This is a genomic window from Methanoregula sp. (assembly GCF_023227875.1).
In the GTDB taxonomy this organism is placed as follows: Archaea; Halobacteriota; Methanomicrobia; order Methanomicrobiales; family Methanospirillaceae; genus Methanoregula.
Genome location: NZ_JALOCH010000004.1, coordinates 22,292 through 43,406 on the forward strand (window position 1 = coordinate 22,292; position 21,115 = coordinate 43,406).

Here is a 21,115-nt window from a genome sequence, read left to right on the forward strand (position 1 = left end):
CCATATGCTGTTGCACTTGCTATGGTACAGGTGTAGGATGCCCTCTCCCGAAATCCGGAAAGCACCTAACCGTGAAATATCGTCCGTTATATTCATATATTGACGATTTCCGCGGATCACACATCGGATCAGGACTGTATTTACAGGTTAATTTTTGGAAATCCGAAAACTGGTGCTGGAAATCTTTAAAACCTGCAATAGATCTGTGACCATCCCGCCATTTTTTAGAGAGTTTACTTTCATCAGCCATTCGCTTTTGATATTCCGGGAAAGGTTCCAAGTCATCGGAACTCAGATGAACGATCGTGGCATTGGGATCCACGAAATCCGGAATCACTTTCAGGAAATCCGGATGCGCTTCCCCGATAAAGCAATAATCATAATGAGGTGATTCAGTCGTTGATAATGGCACGGGACTTTGCCCGGGAGTGGGCTGAAGATCTTGTTGAGGTGGTTTTTGGAGTTCTTCCGGTTGAGAGTACGCAATATAAATAATAACGCTCCCGGCTAATACCAGGAAAATAAGTGCGAGCGAAATCACAATTTTGTACTGTTTGATATCGGAAAATTTCATAAATTAATCACTTTTTTCCTATCAGCCATTACAGCTCATCAATGGTCAGGAAAATTTGGGAATGATAGTTGTTTGTCATCTTCACATCAGTCCAATGAGAAAAAATGGTCAGCCCTTGAACAGCAAATCGATCAGGGTAAAGAAAATATTCCGGATGAAAATGCAATACATCACGAATCCCACAAGAAGGATTCCCATGGATAGAGCTCTCCTGTGAGTATAAAGAGACACTCCTACTGAAATGACACTCAGGAGAACGCTGTACAATAAGATGGATATCAGATAGCCGGGAGTTGTTACCAGAATGAAAGGTACTGGTGAGAGGATTATATCGGCAATTACTCTGAAAAAGCCCGTGGCAAGGATGATAACGACGACTCCAGTAACCGGGGGAATGTTCCGAAAACTACAGGCAATGATAATCAGGGGAAGGATGTTCGTGCAGAATATTACGAGAACATATACAAAAACAAATGGAATCTTCCATGAATTGAGAAGGGTTCCTAAAAGAGGTGAGATAACAAAACAGCAGAATAATGCAAAACCCGAAATGAGCAATAATCTTGACTGATCATACGGGAAAATTTTTTTCAGGTATGTCATTATTTTCACTTTCTCCTAAAAAAAAAGATTTGGTTAAATATAATAAACATGTCCGTCCCCGTTAAAGTATCCGCTCATGGCATTGCTGAAATTCGTGGAATATGCGGTCATTTCACCGGACAAGGTTGAATAGAGCTCACTTTCTCCAGAGTCAAAACCATCGCTCAGGATAATGTGATCGTTTCCATTCCAGTACTCATAATGGCATTCACCATAGGACCACCATTTCTGGTAATTTGATTCATACAACCCGGGATGAATGAGAACATGGTACCTGTATGCCAGAGGATTTCCGTTTTCAACCTGATAATAGGTTGAAACAGTATGCCATGATATTGAATTCAATGATGATCCGGAAAGTCCTCCTTCCGAGTCACCAAGTGCATTGCCCCACCCATTATCTAACAGGTAGGATAACAGGGAATACTGTGATTTGCCAATGGATACGAATGTTATCGGGTTGGCATTCGGGTCAGATGTTGACTGGATCTGTGACTCCCACGGCCAGATAAAGATATCAGCGCCCCAGATCTGCAGGATTGTTATTGTCGCTGGCGCCTTTAGATCTTTTTGAGCACTTTTCTGCTTCTCATAAGCGGTAATTAACGAGGTATATTTTTCATTCATCGTTTTCATTGCCGCTTCACGATCACTCTGCGCTGCCAGGAATTCGATGTATTCCTTGTTATTCGAAATGAATTTTTCCCTCGTTATGGGAGTATCATACTTTTGAGAATCAATCGAATGTACGATCGTATCATTAGGCTGTAAAGTAATCCCGGTTGCAGGAGTGACCTGATTATTCGGTTCTGTTGACTGAGTATATGAATTCTCAGCACTCACCATCGGTACCATCGCCATCGCTGCCAGCAGCAGTGCAAGCAGGACGACAACTGTTTTGTGTATGTTCATTCTTTTTCCTCCGTTTTTCCATACGCTTTTCTCGAAGGCACGGGAAAATCTTCATAGGATCAGAAGATAACAATCTCATGCCTACGGGCAGGACCGGGTTCATTACGTGTGCATACGGTGGTGAACCCGCCCTTTCTTTTGTGGAACATCCCCGGCTGTCCACAACTTGCAATACACCAGACGCTCATAAACGATTTCTGTCCAGAGTCTCTACACGTCCTGGCGCCGGGAAGAACGTGTATCTGGTGTGGACAGAAAATGTACAAGGTTATGACGGCAATGGATATCAGAGGGGCAAGGAAGAAAGAAATTTTTCATGGTTTTTTAAAAATTCAAATGACACACACATTTGCCATACCCGATCGGTGATCTTCTTTTAGTCAATTCAATCCACGGAAGAGAATGAATAACCAGAGTCCAACAAATAATGCTGCAATAATTAATTCCCGGAGAACACCCCGCGCTGTTAGGTATCCTGCGCCACCCGAACAGGCAGTCAATTAAAAAAGGTCAATGGGTTTTTATCCATCGTTCAACAGGGGGAGCAATCATGATTGCAATGACGATGATTGCAGCAATAACTATTCCCAAAACCCACTGCAGAGTCACAAATGTGTAAAGAACAATGATTATTCCTAGAACCAGTAACAGGATAAGATGATTACGTTCCATGATAGTCCTCAACAAATAATGCTGGAAAAATTCATACATCAATCACTTCTTTTGTTTGATCGCAACCGACCCGGATTATCCTATCCGGTACGAATGTATTTGTGACGGATAATCCATATGCAGTTACACTTACTATGGTAATGGAGGAGGAGCCTCTCCACCGAAATCCGAAAGACATCCGACCGTGAAATATCGTCCGTTATATTCGTATACCGATGACATCCGCGGATCACACATCGGATCAGGACTGTATTTACAGATTAAATTCCGGAAATCATCAAACTGGCGCTGGTAATCAATAAAATCTCCAATAAACCTATGGCCATCCCGCCATTTTTTAGAGAGTTTACTTTCATCTGCCATTTGTTTTTGATATTCCGGGAAAGGTTCCAGGTCATCGGAACTCAGATGAACAATCGTGGCATTTGGATCCACGAAATGCGGAATCAATTTCAGGAAATCCGGATGCACTTCCTCGATAATGCAATAATCGTAATGAAGTCGTTCAGTCGATGATGGCACGGGACTTTGCCCGGGAATGGGCTGAAGATCCTGTTGCGGGGGTTTTTGGAGTTCTTCCGGCTGAGAGTACGCAATATAAATAATAACGCTCCCGGCACATACCAGGAAAATAAGAGCGAGCGAAATCACAATTTTGTACTGTTTGATATCGGAAAATTTCATAAATTATTCACCCCTTTGTGATCCTTTTGGCTAATCACATCAATAAATAAAATCGCTAATATCATTTTAACACCATGCCCGGTTTTACATAATATGCGTTGTGTTCTGTGATTAAAAAAAAAGATTTTTCAGGCCGAACTCGACGATAAATACGATACGGTACCGATATTATCGGAGTTTGCACCACTCCTGAACCAATAAATGTCTACGAAATTCTCCCCTGTTATTGCAGATGAATATTCCCAGACATCCACGGGTTTTCTCCATGACGATAAAGTTGCATCATGGGCCCATTCATCTATAGGACGCGTTTCAGCATCAAACGTATCCGTTATCGGGCTGGTCATCTGGTGAAACTCAGAAGAACCAGCGAATTCAGTAAATGTGGTACTCGGATTATCCTGATCGTTGTACACGTATTGATCATACCATATGAGGGTAGCCATATTCTGGAACGTAATATAATACCTCCCGCCAGAAATCTGGACGTGATATCCATATGAGTCGGGGAATGTCCCGGGAGTCAAGGTAATGATTCCCTCTCCGGAATCTTCCCAAGTCCCTATAGGTATCGGGGCAGAGGAATTATTGTCATACACTGCAGGGAAAAATGTTACCTTTGGATAAGTAACGTTGGTATGTTTATCGTAATTTACTACGATCTCAATTGCATCCTGCCGACCACTGTTAAGATAATATTCCCTTTCCTGAGGAGCCCAGAAATCGTCGCTATTTCCTGAAATCGACCAGGATTCCGGTGTAATCTGTCCGATAAGGTAGTCATAGGTATCTGCCTCATACATCCGGTCGAAAAATATCCATTCATTATGCCAGGTATCTGGGTTTTGAGGGTGTTTCAAGATGAAATTAGATCCGCTTCTGTCTGTGCTTTGGGTTACTTTCTTCATATTAACAGAAGGTGATACATTAGTCTTCTCTGCCAAAATGGGATCATCACTGAAATCTATCGCCAGTGCGTTACCATCGTCCCGGATGTTGGAATCGAGATCTGCGAGATTTTTGTAATATCTGCTGAAGTACGATGCCGGAAGAGCGATGATACCGTCTTTGGATGTTTCGATAAACCGATCATACATAACTTTTGGCATTCGCACAAGGACAATCGTGTCATCCAGATTGATGTCATTCTCAATAAACCGGTTCTGGTACTCTTTGGACTCAGTGAACTGCGTGTTAAGGTTCAGATAAGAAATTGGAATGCTGATAATTCCCGCTTGTTTATCCTGAGTAAATTTGTCAAGGGTATTTACAGAGAGAATGATATTGATCATTTCTGATTCAGGCAATGGGGTTGCCGGCTTGGAATCCCTGAAATACTCCGGAGGAATGTGATGCTCCGGTGGCAGGGTAAATTTACTATCGTTAATGGCATTTTGTTCGCTCAAACGCTGTTCATCAGCCGCGCTCACGCACGGCACCATCGCCATCGCTGCCAGCAGCAGTGCCAGCAGGACGACAACTGTTTTGTGTAGGTTCATTCTTTTTCCTCCATTTTTCCATACGCTTTTCTCGAAGGCACGGGAAAATCTTCATAGGATCAGAAGATAACAATCTCATGCCTACGGGCAGGACCGGGTTCATTACGTGTGCATACGGTGGTGAACCCGCCCTTTCTTTTGTGGAACATCCCCGGCTGTCCACAACTTGCAATACACCAGACGCTCATAAACGATTTCTGTCCAGAGTCTCTACACGTCCGGATGTTTGGTGAGAACGTGTAGCTGGTGTGGAACAGAAAATGTACATTGCAATGACGGCAGTGGATATCAGAGGGGCAAGACGGGAATTAAACTCCTTCTATCGTAACAGGGGCGATAGTTCACACTCATTTCCTCGGGGGCGGGAGATTTTGATGCCCACTCCCGAAATCCGGAAAGCATCTAACCGTGAAATACCGTCTGTTATACTCATATAACGACGATTTCCGCGGATTACATATCGGATCAGGACTCTGTTTACAGGTTAAATTCCGGAAATCCGAAAACTGGCGCTGGTAATCATGAAAATCTCCAATAAATCTGTGACCATCCTGCCATTTTTTAGAGAGTTTACTTTCATCTGCCATTTGTTTTTGATATTTCGGGAAAGGTTCCAGGTCATCGGAACTCAGATGAACAATCGTGGCATTGGGATCCAAGAAATCCGGATGCATTTCCTCGATAATGCAATAATCATAATGAAGTGATTCAGTCGATGATGGCACGGGGCTTTGCCCGGGAATGGACAGAAGATCCTGTTGCGGGGGTTTTTGGAGTTCTTCCGGTTGAGAGTACGCAATATAAATAATAACGCTCCCGGCACATACCAGGAAAATAAGAGCGAGCGAAATCACAATTTTGTACTGTTTGATATCGGAAAATTTCATAACAAACACGGTTTCTTCCTGTCAGTCATTACAGCTCATCAATGGTCAGGAAAATTTGGGAATGATAGTTGTTTGTCATCTTCACATCAGTCCAATGAGAAAAAATGGTCAGCCCTTGAACAGCAAATCGATCATGGTAAAGAAAATATTCCGGATGAAAATGCAATACATGACGAATCCCACAAGAATGATTCCCATGGATAGAACTCTCCTATGAGTATAAAGAGACACTCCAACTGAAATGACACTCAGGAGACCGCTGTACAATATGATAGATATTTGATAGCCGGGAGTTGTAACCAGAATGAAAGGTACTGGTGAGAGGATTATATCGGCAATTACTCTGAAAAAGCCCGTGGCAAGGATAATAACGATGACTCCTGTAACCGGGGGAATGTTCCGAAAACTACAGGCAATGATAATCAGGGGAAGGATGTTCGTGCAGAATATTACAAGAATGTATACAAAAACAAATGGGATCTTCCATGAATTGAGAAGGGTTCCTAAAAGAGGTGAGATAACAAAACAGCAGAATAATGCAAAACCCGAAATGAGCAATAACCTGGACTGATCATAGGGGAAAATTTTTTTCAAGTATGTCATTATTTTCACTTTCTCCTGGGACAACCTCCGGCTGTTCACAACTTGCAATAGACTATCCCCTCATAAACGATTTCTGTCCAGAGTCTCTACATGTCCGGACGCCGGGGAATGCGTGTAGATGGAGTGGATAAAAAAAGGTAAGTGCCGGATTGTAAAACCGCTCCGCGATACTTTAACGGTATTCAGCACGGATGCTCGCTCGGGAAAAATAAGTGTTTCAGGGAATAATTCAGTTAATTCCTGAGAGAAAAACGATGGCCCACAGGCCCGCGAGGGCAGCTGCTATGATGAATGCTCTTTTTTCCCGCTTTGCAGCAAAATATCCTTCAAGTCCTCCGATAGAACAAAGTGCAACAATAGAGAGAGCGGACCGGACAAGGTAATTTGTATCCTGAGCACTTATCCCGAAAAAGATTCGTGGAATGGTTATCGTCAACAGGAAAGGCAACACTCCGATAAGTACTGCACCGGTTGTGTCCTTCGTCTGCCAGCCGTATGCAACAGGGGCGATGATAGTTGCCAGCAACGCAATAATGGAGAACACTCCCCACGGGGCGGAACCCCATCCCTCTCCTCGCAGGGAAATTACCAGCACCGGAATCAGCCAGAGAATTATAATGACAGCGGATATCAGGAGGGCAGGAAAAAAAGAGAAAGATTTTTGAGATTTCAGTGCTTCCGATGACATGTCTGGTTATTAGTATTCAATGTATGCAGCATATGCGTTACTGAATGGACTGGAGACTGAGTTCCCAAGGTAGATATCATCCGAGTAAACATCCCAGAGCGTGTCATCCGGATCCTGGTAAAATGCAGAAATCCGGTCTTCGGCAACTTCAAGGCCTACGACAGTATGGATAGGTCCCCATGAATCTTCATGAGCTGCTCCAACAATCTCACCGGAATTCAATTGCCATAACCGAATATGATCTCCACCAAGGAGCCGGAGAGGATCTACAGCAACACCATCATCGGCTTTCCAGCTTCCATCATAGATATAGTAGGTATACTCTACTATATCATCCCACCATCCTTTCTCTGTCATTTCAGTCTTAATGGTGGAGAGAGATGCACCGGACCAGATCATATTGATCGGTTCAGTCAGCTGGTGGTAGACACCTCCGGAATATTCATAAATCCAGGTCGGATACCCTGACAAAAGCATCGGGGGATCGTTTGCTGCAGTAAATACTTCACGAACATTTTTACTGCTTTTTTCAGCTTTATCCGCAGCAAGCCCCAGTTTTTCAGCATCTTCTGAGGATACTTTCAGCTCGTTATGGACAGCGAATTCCTTGATACCAAATCTTTTTGTCAATTCTGTTCCGGTATACACCGTATCGGTTTTTAAAACCCCATCAGAATACACCGAACTGACAGTCTTTGTCACCGAGATGGTGTGATCATCCTGCCATTTTTTCATCTGTTCGAAGCTTGTATCCGCCGCGCTCACCATCGGTACCATCGCCATCCCCGCCAGCAGCAGTGCCAGCAGGACGACAACTGTTTTGTGTATGTTCATTCTTTTTCCTCCATTTTTCCATACGCTCTGCTCGAAAGGCACGGGAAAATCTTCATAGGATCAGAAGATAACAATCTCATGCCTACGGGCAGGACCGGGTTCATTACGTTTGCATACGGTGGTGAACCCGCCCTTTCTTTTGTGGAACATCCCCGGCTGTCCACACCTTGCAATAGACTATCCCCTCATAAACGATTTCTGTCCAGAGTCTCTACACGTCCGGACGTTTGGTGAGAACGTGTAGCTGGTGTGGACAGAAAAGGTAAGTGACCCTGTATTCAATGCGAATCCGGTGAATACCATGTCGGTATACCGGAACGCATTATTCATTCTCATCGGTGCCGCGCTCTTGCTAGCACCGGTCGTATCTGCACAGCAGGCTGATCAGAACCAGACAATCATCGTTGTACCCGGGGATGGCAGCAAATCCCCGGTCTATTCTATCCTTGCTTATGACACGATTGTCCAGGGGGAAACGGATTACTTCACAAAGTATGTACAACCGGGAACATCCCAGCTTACTCTCGATCTCAACTGGGGTAATGCAGCAAATTCACTGTCCCTTTGGGTCAATACCCCGGCCGGATTGTACGGCCCTTATTACGATTCATCGGATGGGATACCCACGAACGGCAGGATCGTGCTTGCGATGTCGGGATCCGGAGGGTCACTGCCTGCCGGAACATGGGAGTTCAGAGTTTATGGTGACAGCGTCAGCAATGTTGAGGATTACACATTTGTTGCATATTAAATAAATGATAAAATTATTCAGGTGACAATACAATAGTTCCAATAAATGGATAACCCGATTCGCAGCTCACTTATCATACTCAGTGTCACCCTTTTTTTTCTCGTGCCGGTTGCAGCATCTGCACTTCCCGGTCATGAGATTATTATCGAACCGGGGTATGATTTTTTGCGGGATGATCCCCCGGATGATGTGGTAAAGATCTCCTTCTGGAAACTTTCACCAAAATCCATGATGTTATTTTCCCTGCTGGCCATTTCGCCAATCCTCGTGTATCCCACCGAGCTGTTCTTCATGATCAGGATCTATTCCCTGCTCGGCATACGGAGACTGACAAAAAAGCATATGCTCGATCATAAAAGCCGGAAAGCAATCTATGAACTTATCCGGAAAAACCCGGGGATCCAGCTCCCTGCGATCATGGATGTTTCCCACCTGAACCGGGGTACGGCCCGGTATCACCTGGCCCGGCTTGAAATAGCCGGAAAAATTACGTATATCACCGTATCCGGCAAAATAATGTATTATGAAAATAACGAGAACTTTTCGAACCTGGAGAAAAAGGTCATCTGGCACCTGAAAAGCGATTCCCGGTCGAAAATTCTTTTCCATCTCCTGGAATCAACTGCCAGTTCGCGTCATGAAATCTCGGATGCGCTGGGTGTTACCGGCCCCACGGTATCATGGCATATGTACCGTCTTATCCATGACGAAATTACCTCCCGGCAGAAGGAGGGAAAATTCACCTGGTACGGGTTGAAACCGGAGGCGGTACCGGTTGTCCGGAAATATTTACCACCCGATAAAATCAACACCCCGGGGATGGTGCGAGGGAGAGCGATGGCCGGGGAGGGGCCGGACTCCGGAGTTCCGGGGATGAGACAGTAGTCCCGACACTGTCGAGACTATTGAGCTGGTCACATTTCCCTGACCTTTCGTGCTGTACGAGCCGTGTGGTTTGTCGGGAAGAGATTGAATAGAGCTCGTTGCTTTTCCTGAGACGTTCGGTTTTAATGTAATTAAAAAAGAATAACGGTTACCCGGACATTCCCGGTACAACTTCAGAAAAATTACGCACGGGTCTTTTTCTTCCCGTGTGCAATAACGGCCGCAAGATATTTCTCAGGATCTTTTTCCAGCCACTGTTTTCTCATCTTTGTGTAGTCGCCGCTTCCCGAATCATAGATCTGGAGGAACCGGACTGCATCGACCGGCCCAAGTACTTTCACCAGTGCAACGATTCCCTGTTTTGTGAATTTCATTCAGTGTCTTTGCTTCCATGTTCGTTCACCTCCATGAGCCAGTCAACGGGATTTTTAACTTCAATAGTTATCTGATGAGCGTGCCTCTTAATAATACTGAAGAAGTACCGTTTCGTCCCGGCCTAGTTTCGTCCCGGCCTAATAATTACCGTACCCGATAATGTTGACCATCCTCACCCGGACTTCCCTGAGATCCTTGTCATCAAGAGTGAAACGGTAATCAGTGAAGAATTCACGGTTGATGGTATAGATCTGTTCGCATTTGACAAGACTATCGTGGCTGAGTTCCCGGTATTTCCCTGCGGATATGCAATGATGCGACTGGATACGCGGCCGCTGGTTTGCCGTATCCCAGAGCGTCGGCCCAACCGAGGTAATGGGAACGCAGACAATTGTCTTATGGCCGGGATTGTCCAGTTTCCGCTGGTTCATGACGATGACGATCCGGTGGGGGTCCTTCATCGAGTTCGCAGACATTCCGGTATGCCCGGTGAGATCGAGAAAAAAGACATCGCCTTCCCTGAGGCCAGGATAGGGCATTTTAGTGTTCACCGCACATCGTGTGGAACTGGAGTGCGATGAGATCGTCAGGAACCGGGTCTCCGTAACTGGAGTCCGCGCCCGAAGTGTGTTCTGGTTTTTTTGCATCCGCAACCGCATCAGCATAATAGATGAACGATTCGAGTTCGTCGTACTCGTACTCGTCAAGTTTAAGATTTTTGACCGGGATGATATCGCCGTTTGCCGCGTCTTTCCAGAGACTGAACCGGTGGGTGAGTTCGCTGATCTCTTCGGTCCTGTGGCTCTGGAGTGAATGAAGAACCGTATTGAACAGCCGGATCTCCTTTTTTGAGAATGCAGACATGTCCGATTTCTGGACCGGGGTATACTGGTAGATGATGCGTTCGGGATCGCAGGGTTCGGTTTTCACGGTGAAATGGGCGTTTGAATTATCCGTAAATGAAAAACCGATGTCCGGGACCGGCCCGTTCGGGAGCCGGATATAGCTGTCTTCGAGTAATGTCTCACCACGGGTATTGTAGATGAACAGGTCTACGAGGAAGACAAATTTCATCAGTTTGGTCCGGCCGATCCGGGGATAGTTCTCGATTGCATATAACAGGGCGTTGAGTTGTTTTTCTGTTTTCATAAATAATTACACCAAATACTCCCTGGCCAGCACATGCGGAGATGTTTTCTTACTCGATCTATCATAATATATCGGATTTGAAATACTTTATGATTGGGATTGCCGCAGAAAAAAATCCTCCGGTGCCGGGGAGGTGGTTACGGCCCCCATGATCGAGACAATAGTTCCTGTACCCGGAGAGTCGGGGTGCGGAAGGATAAGGGGCCGGGTTGGGGGGGTGAAAGTGGGGTCTGATGCACAAACGGGAGCGCACATCTTCGTAAAATCCGGGACGGGTAATTTATGGAAATTTATTAATTTTGAGTGCCATATGTATACATCAGTGAGTTAGTCCTTCCCGAAACGGATGATGCCACCCTGAGGTGGATGGGACAAAGTAGGGAGGGGTTCACTATTCATTTCTGCGGACCTTTGAAATAATTAGCCCCTCATTTTCGCGGATTATACCTCCGAAATGTCAGAAACGGATCCTGGCAGGGTGTCTCCGACGAAGGCTGCTATCCATCCCAGAGAAAATCCAGATAATCGTTATCTTAACAGATTCACATGAGCAGCGTATAGCAGAATGAGGATACAACCCGTAGTAAAAGACGCAACAAAAGCTGCCCGGTCAACGGTAACTCCATGAAATATTCGAATCCCATAGAATGTAATAATCATATATGCACCGATAAGAACCAGTGCAGAAAAGGGAATATGAAACACAGAGGGAATCCAGAGGAACAACACCGGCAGGAATGATGCATAAATTACCGATTTCATGGTTTTTTCAAAATCCGGTTTTCTTTCGATAAATAAAACAAAAAAATGCTCGATAAGACTGACAATGAGAAGGAAAATTATTCCATTATATATGAACAAGAAGACCGTCATCAGTGTCAGTACTATCATACTCCCCACATTCAGAACATCCATCTGGGGATTATGCATATTTTGGATAAGATATGAGAAGTGATACAATAGTGAACCGATGAGAACGATGGCAGAAAATAAATAAAAATCTACCTTTATTGGCTGTTCCTTTATTTTTTCCAAATACCCTGGAAAATGTGAAACGAACAATGCTTTTATTTTCATGAGACTCACGCAAACACTCAAAAAAAATTTAAGGGGTTCCAAAACAACCAAAACCAGATGAAACCCATTCTGATACTGCCCGGCCACCCCCGGGGACTCCCGTTACACTACAGCTTATCCACGCATCTACTGAATGTTTTGGCGGATTGAACAGCAGAAGTGCCCAGATAACATGTGATTCAATATATCCCTTGAGAGATGTTGTCCGGGTTGAATGGGTGAACTCACAACGATCTATTCCAAAATCCTGATTTGAATTGGTGTTATCTACAATGTCAAGTATCTGGCTTCCATCGTACGTAAAAGTTCCCTCCGTAAAAAGATCCGCCCGTTTGTTCGGATCAAACGCAGATACCCAGCTGTCTGTCCTCAGGATATGCGTTTCATAGATCGTTTTAGTACCAAATTCGGACGATCCGATTTCAGATAATGATATCTTGCGAAGCTCGTAACTGGTAGTAGGAGTGGATTTATCAATTGCATTGAGTGCATTATCGGATGAAGCCACTTCAATATCCTTTTTTTCTATTGAGCCTAATACAGTCGCTTTCACTGACTTCGTTACAACCTTTTCGTCTTTCTCCAGCAGAACATAATGGTTCCCATCAAGACCTTTGTATAAAACGACTCTTTCCGATTTTCCTTTCAGGTAACCGATAACTCTCCCGACATCATTTTGTTTTCCCGATTTGCTGATAATGTCGTCAACAGCGTTTTTCGAGGAATCATATGTCTGCCAGGCCGGCCCAGCCGATGGCATGGGTTTTTCAACACCCAGCTCGGCGAATAAGTCAACTTCTGGAGTCTGGTAAGATTGTGATGATTTATTGGATTCGCATCCAGCGGATCCTTCACACGCGCTTACCATCGGTACCATCGCCATCGCTGCCAGCATCAGCGCCAGTAGGATAAACCATGTTTTCGGTGTGTTCATTTTCTTTGCTCCTCGCAGGTTTCCCTGCGCTTTGCCCGACAGCACAAAGAAAACCTCCATTAGATCGGAAGATAGTATTCTCATGCCTGCGGGCGGGACCGGGTTCAACGAAGTTCGTCACTTCGTGAACCAGTCTTTTCTTTTTTTAGACAACCCCCGGCTGTCCACGCGGGGATTTCATTACGGGAGATATAACGATTCTAACGCAGTCATCTACCGGTTCCCCGGCTGGTTGACAACAATGAGATTGCTGGCAACTTCTTACGGGGCCAAGAAAAGCGAAATCCCGGTTTCAGGAATGATCATGCTTGCCCGGGATATTTTTTTACAATTTCCTGTTCCAGTTCTTCAATGGTAGGCAGACTTCCCCGCAACTCCTCCGGAAGCGATGCTGCACTACGAGTACGCCATTCTGATACCCCGATAGGTTTCCCCATGTCACGCAGGGCGTACTCGACCGTCAGGTGTTTTTTGGTTTTGCATAACACCAGACCAATCGAAGGATGATCTCCTGGCTGGCGCATCCGGTCATCGACAACCGAGAGATAGAAATTCATTTTACCGGCATGTTCCGGAGAGAACTCTTCCATCTTGAGATCGATCACGACAAAACACCGGAGTTTCAGGTGGTAGAAAAGGAGGTCGATGTAATACTCGCTCCCCTCAACTTCAAGCAGGAATTGTCGCCCTACAAAAGAGAATCCTACTCCCAGTTCGAGAAGAAATTTCTGGATATGATCCATGAGCCCCTGTTCCAGATCCCGCTCCCGTGCTGATGCACCAAGTGTCAGGAAACTGAAGATATAGGGATCCTTGAATGTCTGAAGCGCGAGGTCTGACTGCGGTGCAGGAAGCGTATCCGGAAAGTTCGTGAGCGCCTTTCCCTGTCGCGAGTAGAGATCTGAATCGATCTGGTGCTGGAGAATTGCACGCGACCAGCTATGACCGACTGCCATCCTGGCATACCATATCCTCCGGACAGGATCTTTTACTTTTTCAATGAGGATCACATTGTGGCCCCATGGAATATGCAGGATTGCTTCAGGCAGCGGGCAGCTGGTTTGTCCCACAGCCTGTGGGACAATTGGAACCGGGGGGTACGCTTGAAAAAATGCACGCATACGGTAGAGATTTGTCCGGGAAAATCCTCCGGCGCCGGGAAATTCCCCCTGGAGGTCCCGGGCGAGCGTATCAATGATCTTCGTGCCCCACCCCGCGACATCCTGTTTTTCCACAAGATCGCGTCCTATCTGCCAGTAGAGGATGATCAATTCCCGGTTAACGGATACGACAGCGTTTACCTGTGCTGACCGGATCCGGTTTTTCAGCGAGGCGATAAATTCCGGGTAATCGGGAGGGAGTTTTTGGTTATCGGGAGTGATTGTGATCCTGCGGTTCATCGGCCTGCCTCATTTGTACCCGGAGTGTAGTGAGTTATGAGGATAAGGATCCCGGTTGGCGGGGTGAAAGTGGAGTCTGGCACCTAAAAAACGATCTCGCATCAATTCGAGGATGGGATAGTTTGTGAATAACCGGCGTGGTATTGTCATTCCAGTATTCCGGTGACTGGTGAGATTTTCCCGGAATGACAGAGCACCATGTCGAACGATGTTCAACAGCCGGGAGGGATAAGCCCTGAAAAATAATTTGAGATGATGACCGGGAATAAGATAAGCAATTATACATTATCATCAGCAAAAAATTAAAATTTACAATAGAGTTATTCCAACTTTTGTCGTTGTTTCCATATTTTGAGAAGAGCATCACATTCATCTTTTGGAGGAAATCTCTTGCTGTTTTGAATTAATTTGTATGCAGTAATAGCCTGGGCATAAGTAATGAGTTCTTGATCGGCAAGATAACCAATTAACCAGCAGGTCCCGTGGCAATCCACGCAATTATCCACTGCAGCACGACGCAATGCCCCATCACCGGTGATCAATACGGTATTCTTTGCTTTGGCGAGCACCAACACGGAGAGATCCTCATACGATGGGCCGTCATATCTCCCCATCATTGCAGAAATTTCCATGACTTGTTCTGAAGGAAGTGATTCAACCAACAAGCCCATTGTTGCCAGTTCCTGAAACGGGGGATTTCGCAATTCATGAATGATTAAATCAGTAATAATGAATCTACAAGGTAAGTGAAATATAATCGGGAGCAGTTTTCCGCAATGCAGGTCAATAATGGTATTGGTATCAACCACATACCGTTGCGGATTGCCCTGTGTCTGATTCACCTTCGAACGAATAGAAAGAACTGATGTCCTGGTTTAACAATTCGGCAGCTTTGGATAGGGAGATAATTCCTTCTGCATGGGATTTTAAAACCAGCGTGGCCAAAAAAATCGGCTCCTCGCCTTTCATGTCATCATGGGGTTCGACTTTCTTCCATCCCTTGATCGAGAACAGTTTGATCATACCGATATACGTGTCCTGTGAGATCACGCCAAGTTCTTTTGCCCGGAAGAGCCAGGCTCCCATCGAGAAGCCATATTTTTCTTTAAGAAGGAGGAGTTCTCTTACCGTGATTTTTTGTCGGGTCCTGCCGAGTTCGAAAAAAATCCTTTCCGCCGGGACTAAAAAAGCACCTGCGAACCGGTGCATCGCTTTCTCCTCATCGATTTCCCCCTCGACTTCGAGGAGACAATGTCCAAGTTCATGGGCAAGGGAGAAACGCTGGCGTGCCCGTGGGAGATTTTCTTTCATGACAATAACCGGGTGGCTGTCACATCGCGTGAATAATGCATCAAATTGGGTGATCCCTTTGATGATCCCGATCTTGATGCCTTTGTCTTCCAGAAGTGTTGTCAGGTTTTCCAGGGGGACGTTGCCCAGGCCCCATGCTTTCCGCAGGCTCTTTGCGGCGCTTTCTGCGTCTTCAAATGAGGAGATCTTTTTTGGAAAGCCCTTTGGCATTTCAAAGCTCCTGCTGGTCCCGGAAATTCTTTCGATCTGAAAGTACCTCTCCAGCCAGTCCTTTGTCTCAGCGTTAATCTGCCGTTCGTCCCGTTTCAACATCTTCCTGGTCCGGAATGCAAGGCACGTCAGCTGTATCTGCTGGCCCGGAGGGCGTAGCAGGGATGCTATGGGGACCTGTAATTCAGTACTGATTTTGATCAGGCGCTGTGAATCCGGAACCAGCAGGTCTTTTTCATATTTGTTTATCGTTGTGTGCGATACGCCGATCTTTTCTGCAAGATCCCGCAAGGAAATCCTGAGCGTTTCTCTTCTTAATTTTATATTCTCCCCAAGGCTCATGGATTCACCAGAATGATTTGGTTTACAAAACGATTGACTATACTACTATTTGTAACCCGATATTTAAACGTGTGTCATTTGATAATGGATAAAACGGGTCTGATGCTCACCGGGGTCTACCGTTCGGGGAAGGGCAGACTTGAGAAAATGTTCATCAGGATATTTTCGAAGGCTGACGCACTCGAAGAAACCTGAAGGTTTCTTCTCTTCCTCGATCTTCGAAGAGCTCTGAAGAATTCTTCTCATCTCACAAGTCTGATGACTTTCAACAAGAGGGAGTTTTCTAACTCCCTCTGCCACATTTCATAAGAGATGCGGCATTCTGATGACCTGTCAGATTCTAAAAAAAGATCTCGGACCCAGCCGCGTGGGCTAACCCCGGAAAATTCCGGTTATCTGACGATATTAAAACAAAAGACATATTGAAGTCCGGATGAAAGAGAGCGATGACAGCAGATGGCAAAATTTTTAGATGGTTCCGGGGTTCAGTCTGCAATCACGGATATCATAAAAAATGCAGAGAGAAAACTGCTGATAGTATCGCCCTATCTTAAAATTTCCACCCAGACGAAACATTACCTCAAGAGCATCGATAAGAAGAATATTCCCACGGTGATCATTTTCCGGACCGGGAAAAATGTCAATGACGATGACCTGGCTTTTTTCAAAGAGCTGAGTCACCTGAAATACGGGCAGTGTGAAAACCTCCATTCGAAATGTTATCTCAATGAAAAAGAGGGATTGATCACCTCAATGAACCTCCATGAATATTCCCAGACGCATAACTGGGAAATGGGAATCCTCTTTTCAAAACAACATGATGCGGAAATCTACAGGGACGTAATAAAAGAACTCGGGCACCTCGTGACACAGGCAAAACCCTACACGGAAGTGAGGGCCTTTTGTATTCGTTGCGGGAAGCCAATGGATGAATTCAATCCGGGCAAGCCGCTCTGTAATAACTGCTATCCGATCTGGGCCAGATACAAGAGAAAACAATATGCGGAAAAATTCTGCCACGCCTGCGGGAGTGACAGGACGACCAGCCACCTTTCGTTTGAGAAGCCGCTGTGTAAGGATTGTGCCGGGAAGATGCAGAAGAAATGATTTTACACTATTCTTTCTGGGGTCTGACGCTCATCGGGGCTCCGCCCCTCGCCGCGTGGGCTAGCCCCGGAAGGATTCACACATCAAGGACCCGAATACTTATTACCCATGCCTGCAATTACGTATTAGTGGTTTACAAATTGTTGTAAAAAATAACAATTTTGTAAACCGATTTAGAGGAGGCAAATTATGGATTTGGGAACCAGGATACGGATGGCACGTACCGCAGGAGGTCTCAGTCTCCGGGCCCTGGCAGAAAAAGCAGACATCAGTGCGATGGCAATATCGAAGTACGAAAATGGGAAAGATGTCCCGAGGTCAGGCGTACTAATTAGGCTGAGTAAGGCTCTCGATGTCAATGTTGATTATTTCTTCCGGACGGTAGAGGTGAATCTGTCACGTCCGATGTACCGGAACCATGATGTCCTGCCTAAAAAAGAAGAGAATGAGATACACGAGCAGATCCGGGATCTGATTGAGCGCTATCTGGAGATAGAGGAAATTGTCGGAAGCCCCCAGCAATTTCGGATGCCTCCAAAAGAGAGACGTCGGGTAGCAGAGCTTGATGATGCAGAAATCGTTGCCCAAAACCTCAGATCTTTTTGGAAACTCGGGACGGATCCTATCGAGAACATGATCGATATTTTCGAACAAAATGGAATCAAGGTGGGAGAGATTGACGGCACGAAAAACTTCGATGCTCTTACGTTCTTTGTTGATGAGAAGACGCCGGTTATTGTCGTGAAGAAAAATGTTGTCGGCGATCGGCAGCGTTTCAGCCTCGCGCACGAATTGGGTCACATTGTGATGGACCTCACCCCGGGCATTAATTCGGAAAATGCTGCTCACAGATTTGCCGGCGCTTTCCTTGCTCCATCGAACGGGTTGATTGCGGACCTTGGAGCGAAGAGAAATATGCTCGATATTTACGAACTTCATCTTCTCAAACATAAGTATGGCATAAGTATGCAGGCCCTTATCTATCGAGCTCGGGATCTTCATATCATCACTCCTGCAAAATGGAGCCAGATATTTGATATCTTCACTGAACGTGACTGGAGGGAAAGGGAACCCGGCGATCAACTGAGACCCGAGACTCCTAACAGAATGAAACGCATGATATTCCGTGCTCTTAGTGAGCATAAGATTACCCGCTCGCGGGCGGCTGAACTTATTGGAACAGATTTCGACCAGTTCTGCAGAAACGAGATCAACGAGCATAATGGTTTCCCGATCCCCGTGTGTGACTGATGCAAGTATCCTCTTCGATGTCGTGAATGGAGGAGTTGTACATGAAATGTTCCAACTCCCTTACATTTTTTTAACAAGTGATCTTATTGCAGATATTGAATTACAAAATCCACCATTTTCTGAATTCCATGACGAGGGACTCAGAAAAAAAGAATTGTCCAAGCTACAATCGGCAGAAGTAAGAATAATTCGAAATTCTCAGAAAAATCTCTCGATCTATGATATATCCGCCTTCATTCTCGCCCGGGATCAAAAAATAATTCTCTTGACCGGTGATGATGCACTTAGGACGTTTGGTCTAACACACAGTGTGGAAGTTCATGGTGTACTCTGGGTTCTGGATATGCTCATCACGCATGGAATCCTGAGTAAGCAAGAAGCCGCCCGGGCTCTTCAACAGATCAGTGACCATAACAGCTACCTGCCAAAGAAAGAATGTGCTGAGCGAATTGCGCTGTGGTCTGAATCAAGCGAGGTTTGAAAATGTATCTTTTTGTCGATACCGAAACTACCGGTTTACCAAAATCATTTACTGCTCCATTGCAGGAAATCGATAATTGGCCAAGAATTGTTCAATTGGCATGGGCCCTTCACGATGATGAAGGACATTCAATTGATTTGAAAAGTGACATTATAATTCCGGAAAATTTTGAAATCCCTGAAGAAGCTGTAAAAAAACATGGGATTACAAAAGAAAAAGCCTTGCAAGTGGGTATCCCAATCGAACATGCGCTCAAGCAATTAAATAAAAATATTAAAAAAAGTTCCACGATAATTGCTCATAATATTGACTTTGATATTCCAACGATAAATGCAGAATTTTGTAGATCCTCTATTAAGACCTCACTATTAGAGAAATCAACATTTTGCACGATGAAATCAAAAGAAATTATTTCATTCTGCAAAATTTCCAAACCATATGGTAGTGGATACAAATGGCCATCTCTTCCAGAATTGCATAGAAAATTGTATAATAAAACATTTGATGGGGAGCATGATGCCAGTAAAGATGTTGAAGCCTGTGCATATTGCTTTTTTGAATTAAAGAGACGGGGAGTTATTTAATTTTTCAAATTTCTAATTTGAGAAATTCGATAAGTTCATTCTTTTTCATGAAATCCATTAAAATATCGATTAAATGTCCAAACATTATGAAAACCTCTTCTCTTGTTTCTATTGGTTCCTCGAAAGATTATCACATGGATACCTAATTGTCCACAAATATCGCAATCACATTTTTTCCATGGCTTATCTTCAAGAGTTGCTCTATACCGTTCTTGGATTGTTTCAATTTTTTCTTGCCGTCTGAGTAAAATTTTATCATAATTGATAAGAGAATTTAGAGTCTCTTCAAGAGGTAACTTACCTTGATCATATTTGATTAAGGATTTCATAGCAATTTTTTCCATTTTTTCTAAGTCATTCTGTGAATATCCACATTTCTTTGCATTTTCATTAAGGATTTTATTATCAGAATATGGAACTCTTATCGCAGAATACCATTTACCAGATTTTGTAAAATAATTTTTATTAGATTCTAAGAAGGCTTTTCTGAAGTATGAAGCACTATCAAAACTTGTAACACCAAATTCTTTGAATTCCCTCATGGCTTCAGGTCTGGAAATTCCGAATAAATGGATATCAACATTTTTAGTTTTGGATTGAATTTCATCTAGAATGGCCAATATTTCCGAGGTCTCTTTTTGTACTAATCCCCCGAGGGCAATGTACTCATATCCATAATCAATTAATTTTTCAACAGATTTTTTGTATGATTTGGGGTTGAGACCTTGAGCTACTCCAATTGGCTTAAAATCAAATTTTTGTTTTCGGTGATATTTTAGGAATTTTTTAGCATTATTTAGTGTAATTTTTATTCTTTTTTCTTTGTCTTTTTTCGACAGAATAATTTTAACTTTCTCTCCATTCACTATCTTTTGTATTGCGTCAGTTACAATATGATCAACTGATACACCATAATCAAAATTTAATTTATTGTAGAAGTTAGCCACATTTTCTATTGAAAAGAAAGGCTCTGGTGGTATATCTTCATTGATATATGAGAATGCTCCACAGTCACCCATAACTTGGAGAGTTCCATTTAATTTCAAATATTTTTTGATGTCTGTGTATCCTCTAATTTTTGGGTTTTTTAGATCAAGTGATGATGATTTTTTAATAAAATTTGCTAGACTGAAAAGGACCCCGTCATAGGGAGGTGGTGTCAATAAATCATGCGCATGAACATCATTAGCGGTTGGATTTTTTTTATGTTCTGGCGAAAAACAGTCCGTTTTAAAATTAAATTTGGGATCGAGTCTATCCTCCCAATCGGGTAAAAAATATTTGATATTCATTATGATCCTT

General features: G+C 44.3%; 23 protein-coding genes. 8 read left to right on the forward strand and 15 right to left on the reverse strand.

The annotated features are described in order from the left end of the window. Nucleotides 1-19: 19 nt before the first annotated feature. Nucleotides 20-574 (reverse strand): hypothetical protein, encoded by a 555-nt coding sequence (locus M0R30_RS05215; RefSeq protein ID WP_292544261.1) that lies wholly within the window; start codon nt 572-574, stop codon nt 20-22. Nucleotides 575-878: 304 nt separating this feature from the next. On the opposite strand from M0R30_RS05215, the gene M0R30_RS05220 reads away from it, so the two are divergent. Then, nucleotides 879-1,145 (forward strand): hypothetical protein, encoded by a 267-nt coding sequence (locus tag M0R30_RS05220; protein WP_292544263.1) that lies wholly within the window; start codon nt 879-881, stop codon nt 1,143-1,145. A 65-nt stretch (nt 1,146-1,210) separates the two neighbouring features. Here the strand turns inward: M0R30_RS05220 and M0R30_RS05225 are convergent, their stop codons facing one another. The 3 genes from M0R30_RS05225 to M0R30_RS05235 form a co-directional block, all read right to left on the reverse strand. After that, nucleotides 1,211-2,089, reverse strand: a complete 879-nt coding sequence (locus tag M0R30_RS05225) for a hypothetical protein (RefSeq protein WP_292544265.1) — start codon at nt 2,087-2,089, stop codon at nt 1,211-1,213. Between the two features lie 804 nt (nt 2,090-2,893). Then, nucleotides 2,894-3,445 (reverse strand): hypothetical protein, encoded by a 552-nt coding sequence (locus M0R30_RS05230; RefSeq protein WP_292544268.1) that lies wholly within the window; start codon nt 3,443-3,445, stop codon nt 2,894-2,896. 128 nt (nt 3,446-3,573) lie between these two features. Next, complete coding sequence (locus tag M0R30_RS05235; RefSeq protein ID WP_292544270.1) at nt 3,574-4,944, reverse strand: hypothetical protein; 1,371 nt, start codon at nt 4,942-4,944, stop codon at nt 3,574-3,576. A 1,191-nt stretch (nt 4,945-6,135) separates the two neighbouring features. On the opposite strand from M0R30_RS05235, the gene M0R30_RS05240 reads away from it, so the two are divergent. Further along, the gene (locus tag M0R30_RS05240) at nt 6,136-6,402 is read left to right on the forward strand and encodes a hypothetical protein (RefSeq protein ID WP_292544272.1); all 267 of its coding nucleotides are present in this window, start codon (nt 6,136-6,138) and stop codon (nt 6,400-6,402) included. A 261-nt stretch (nt 6,403-6,663) separates the two neighbouring features. On the opposite strand, the gene M0R30_RS05245 is transcribed toward M0R30_RS05240, so the two are convergent. Beyond that, nucleotides 6,664-6,978 carry a hypothetical protein gene (locus M0R30_RS05245; protein WP_292544274.1) on the reverse strand — a complete coding sequence of 105 codons (315 nt, stop codon included), beginning with the start codon at nt 6,976-6,978 and terminating at the stop codon, nt 6,664-6,666. A 153-nt stretch (nt 6,979-7,131) separates the two neighbouring features. Next, the gene (locus M0R30_RS05250) at nt 7,132-7,956 is read right to left on the reverse strand and encodes a hypothetical protein (protein WP_292544277.1); all 825 of its coding nucleotides are present in this window, start codon (nt 7,954-7,956) and stop codon (nt 7,132-7,134) included. Nucleotides 7,957-8,257: 301 nt separating this feature from the next. Between M0R30_RS05250 and M0R30_RS05255 the strand changes: the two genes are divergently transcribed. Beyond that, nucleotides 8,258-8,707 (forward strand): hypothetical protein, encoded by a 450-nt coding sequence (locus tag M0R30_RS05255; protein WP_292544279.1) that lies wholly within the window; start codon nt 8,258-8,260, stop codon nt 8,705-8,707. A 45-nt stretch (nt 8,708-8,752) separates the two neighbouring features. Continuing rightward, nucleotides 8,753-9,592 (forward strand): winged helix-turn-helix transcriptional regulator, encoded by an 840-nt coding sequence (locus M0R30_RS05260; protein WP_292544280.1) that lies wholly within the window; start codon nt 8,753-8,755, stop codon nt 9,590-9,592. 182 nt (nt 9,593-9,774) lie between these two features. Here M0R30_RS05260 and M0R30_RS05265 read toward each other — a convergent pair whose 3' ends face one another. The 8 genes from M0R30_RS05265 to M0R30_RS05300 form a co-directional block, all read right to left on the reverse strand. Continuing rightward, the gene (locus tag M0R30_RS05265) at nt 9,775-9,966 is read right to left on the reverse strand and encodes a hypothetical protein (RefSeq protein WP_292544283.1); all 192 of its coding nucleotides are present in this window, start codon (nt 9,964-9,966) and stop codon (nt 9,775-9,777) included. A 138-nt stretch (nt 9,967-10,104) separates the two neighbouring features. After that, entirely contained in the window at nt 10,105-10,506 is a 402-nt protein-coding gene (locus tag M0R30_RS05270) for a type II toxin-antitoxin system PemK/MazF family toxin (protein WP_292544287.1), read from the reverse strand. Nucleotide 10,507: 1 nt separating this feature from the next. Next, on the reverse strand, nt 10,508-11,116 hold the full coding sequence (locus tag M0R30_RS05275; RefSeq protein WP_292544290.1) for a Panacea domain-containing protein: 609 nt from the start codon (nt 11,114-11,116) through the stop codon (nt 10,508-10,510). Between the two features lie 528 nt (nt 11,117-11,644). After that, nucleotides 11,645-12,193 carry a YIP1 family protein gene (locus M0R30_RS05280; protein WP_292544292.1) on the reverse strand — a complete coding sequence of 183 codons (549 nt, stop codon included), beginning with the start codon at nt 12,191-12,193 and terminating at the stop codon, nt 11,645-11,647. 28 nt (nt 12,194-12,221) lie between these two features. Continuing rightward, on the reverse strand, nt 12,222-13,127 hold the full coding sequence (locus M0R30_RS05285) for a hypothetical protein (protein ID WP_292544295.1): 906 nt from the start codon (nt 13,125-13,127) through the stop codon (nt 12,222-12,224). 302 nt (nt 13,128-13,429) lie between these two features. Next, nucleotides 13,430-14,527 (reverse strand): PDDEXK nuclease domain-containing protein, encoded by a 1,098-nt coding sequence (locus tag M0R30_RS05290; protein ID WP_292544297.1) that lies wholly within the window; start codon nt 14,525-14,527, stop codon nt 13,430-13,432. 320 nt (nt 14,528-14,847) lie between these two features. After that, nucleotides 14,848-15,336: a hypothetical protein gene (locus M0R30_RS05295; protein ID WP_292544299.1), complete on the reverse strand. Its 489-nt coding sequence runs from the start codon at nt 15,334-15,336 to the stop codon at nt 14,848-14,850. Then, nucleotides 15,329-16,390, reverse strand: a complete 1,062-nt coding sequence (locus tag M0R30_RS05300) for an XRE family transcriptional regulator (protein ID WP_292544300.1) — start codon at nt 16,388-16,390, stop codon at nt 15,329-15,331. Before M0R30_RS05300 ends, M0R30_RS05295 begins: the two co-directional genes overlap by 8 nt. A gap of 456 nt (nt 16,391-16,846) precedes the next feature. Between M0R30_RS05300 and M0R30_RS05305 the strand changes: the two genes are divergently transcribed. The 4 genes from M0R30_RS05305 to M0R30_RS05320 all read left to right on the forward strand — a co-directional run bounded on the left by M0R30_RS05305 (nt 16,847) and on the right by M0R30_RS05320 (nt 19,813). Further along, nucleotides 16,847-17,497: a phospholipase D-like domain-containing protein gene (locus tag M0R30_RS05305; protein WP_292544302.1), complete on the forward strand. Its 651-nt coding sequence runs from the start codon at nt 16,847-16,849 to the stop codon at nt 17,495-17,497. A gap of 189 nt (nt 17,498-17,686) precedes the next feature. Then, complete coding sequence (locus M0R30_RS05310; RefSeq protein WP_292544304.1) at nt 17,687-18,748, forward strand: XRE family transcriptional regulator; 1,062 nt, start codon at nt 17,687-17,689, stop codon at nt 18,746-18,748. A 46-nt stretch (nt 18,749-18,794) separates the two neighbouring features. Continuing rightward, a complete protein-coding gene (locus M0R30_RS05315) occupies nt 18,795-19,229 on the forward strand; it encodes a hypothetical protein (RefSeq protein WP_292544306.1) in 435 nt (144 codons plus the stop codon). Between the two features lie 2 nt (nt 19,230-19,231). Next, nucleotides 19,232-19,813 (forward strand): 3'-5' exonuclease, encoded by a 582-nt coding sequence (locus M0R30_RS05320; RefSeq protein ID WP_292544309.1) that lies wholly within the window; start codon nt 19,232-19,234, stop codon nt 19,811-19,813. 35 nt (nt 19,814-19,848) lie between these two features. On the opposite strand, the gene dpdA is transcribed toward M0R30_RS05320, so the two are convergent. Then, the gene (dpdA, locus tag M0R30_RS05325; RefSeq protein ID WP_292544312.1) at nt 19,849-21,105 is read right to left on the reverse strand and encodes a tRNA-guanine transglycosylase DpdA; all 1,257 of its coding nucleotides are present in this window, start codon (nt 21,103-21,105) and stop codon (nt 19,849-19,851) included. Nucleotides 21,106-21,115 lie beyond the last annotated feature (10 nt).

Bases quoted from the DNA above. Each gene is read 5' to 3' on its own strand.
- M0R30_RS05215 (WP_292544261.1), bottom strand. From the start codon at position 574: ATGAAATTTTCCGATATCAAACAGTACAAAATTGTGATTTCGCTCGCA.
- M0R30_RS05220 (WP_292544263.1), top strand. From the start codon at position 879: ATGAAAGGTACTGGTGAGAGGATTATATCGGCAATTACTCTGAAAAAG.
- M0R30_RS05225 (WP_292544265.1), bottom strand. From the start codon at position 2,089: ATGAACATACACAAAACAGTTGTCGTCCTGCTTGCACTGCTGCTGGCA.
- M0R30_RS05230 (WP_292544268.1), bottom strand. From the start codon at position 3,445: ATGAAATTTTCCGATATCAAACAGTACAAAATTGTGATTTCGCTCGCT.
- M0R30_RS05235 (WP_292544270.1), bottom strand. From the start codon at position 4,944: ATGAACCTACACAAAACAGTTGTCGTCCTGCTGGCACTGCTGCTGGCA.
- M0R30_RS05240 (WP_292544272.1), top strand. From the start codon at position 6,136: ATGAAAGGTACTGGTGAGAGGATTATATCGGCAATTACTCTGAAAAAG.
- M0R30_RS05250 (WP_292544277.1), bottom strand. From the start codon at position 7,956: ATGAACATACACAAAACAGTTGTCGTCCTGCTGGCACTGCTGCTGGCG.
- M0R30_RS05255 (WP_292544279.1), top strand. From the start codon at position 8,258: ATGTCGGTATACCGGAACGCATTATTCATTCTCATCGGTGCCGCGCTC.
- M0R30_RS05260 (WP_292544280.1), top strand. From the start codon at position 8,753: ATGGATAACCCGATTCGCAGCTCACTTATCATACTCAGTGTCACCCTT.
- M0R30_RS05265 (WP_292544283.1), bottom strand. From the start codon at position 9,966: ATGAAATTCACAAAACAGGGAATCGTTGCACTGGTGAAAGTACTTGGG.
- M0R30_RS05270 (WP_292544287.1), bottom strand. From the start codon at position 10,506: ATGCCCTATCCTGGCCTCAGGGAAGGCGATGTCTTTTTTCTCGATCTC.
- M0R30_RS05275 (WP_292544290.1), bottom strand. From the start codon at position 11,116: ATGAAAACAGAAAAACAACTCAACGCCCTGTTATATGCAATCGAGAAC.
- M0R30_RS05280 (WP_292544292.1), bottom strand. From the start codon at position 12,193: ATGAAAATAAAAGCATTGTTCGTTTCACATTTTCCAGGGTATTTGGAA.
- M0R30_RS05285 (WP_292544295.1), bottom strand. From the start codon at position 13,127: ATGAACACACCGAAAACATGGTTTATCCTACTGGCGCTGATGCTGGCA.
- M0R30_RS05290 (WP_292544297.1), bottom strand. From the start codon at position 14,527: ATGAACCGCAGGATCACAATCACTCCCGATAACCAAAAACTCCCTCCC.
- M0R30_RS05300 (WP_292544300.1), bottom strand. From the start codon at position 16,390: ATGAGCCTTGGGGAGAATATAAAATTAAGAAGAGAAACGCTCAGGATT.
- M0R30_RS05305 (WP_292544302.1), top strand. From the start codon at position 16,847: ATGGCAAAATTTTTAGATGGTTCCGGGGTTCAGTCTGCAATCACGGAT.
- M0R30_RS05310 (WP_292544304.1), top strand. From the start codon at position 17,687: ATGGATTTGGGAACCAGGATACGGATGGCACGTACCGCAGGAGGTCTC.
- M0R30_RS05315 (WP_292544306.1), top strand. From the start codon at position 18,795: ATGTTCCAACTCCCTTACATTTTTTTAACAAGTGATCTTATTGCAGAT.
- M0R30_RS05320 (WP_292544309.1), top strand. From the start codon at position 19,232: ATGTATCTTTTTGTCGATACCGAAACTACCGGTTTACCAAAATCATTT.
- dpdA (WP_292544312.1), bottom strand. From the start codon at position 21,105: ATGAATATCAAATATTTTTTACCCGATTGGGAGGATAGACTCGATCCC.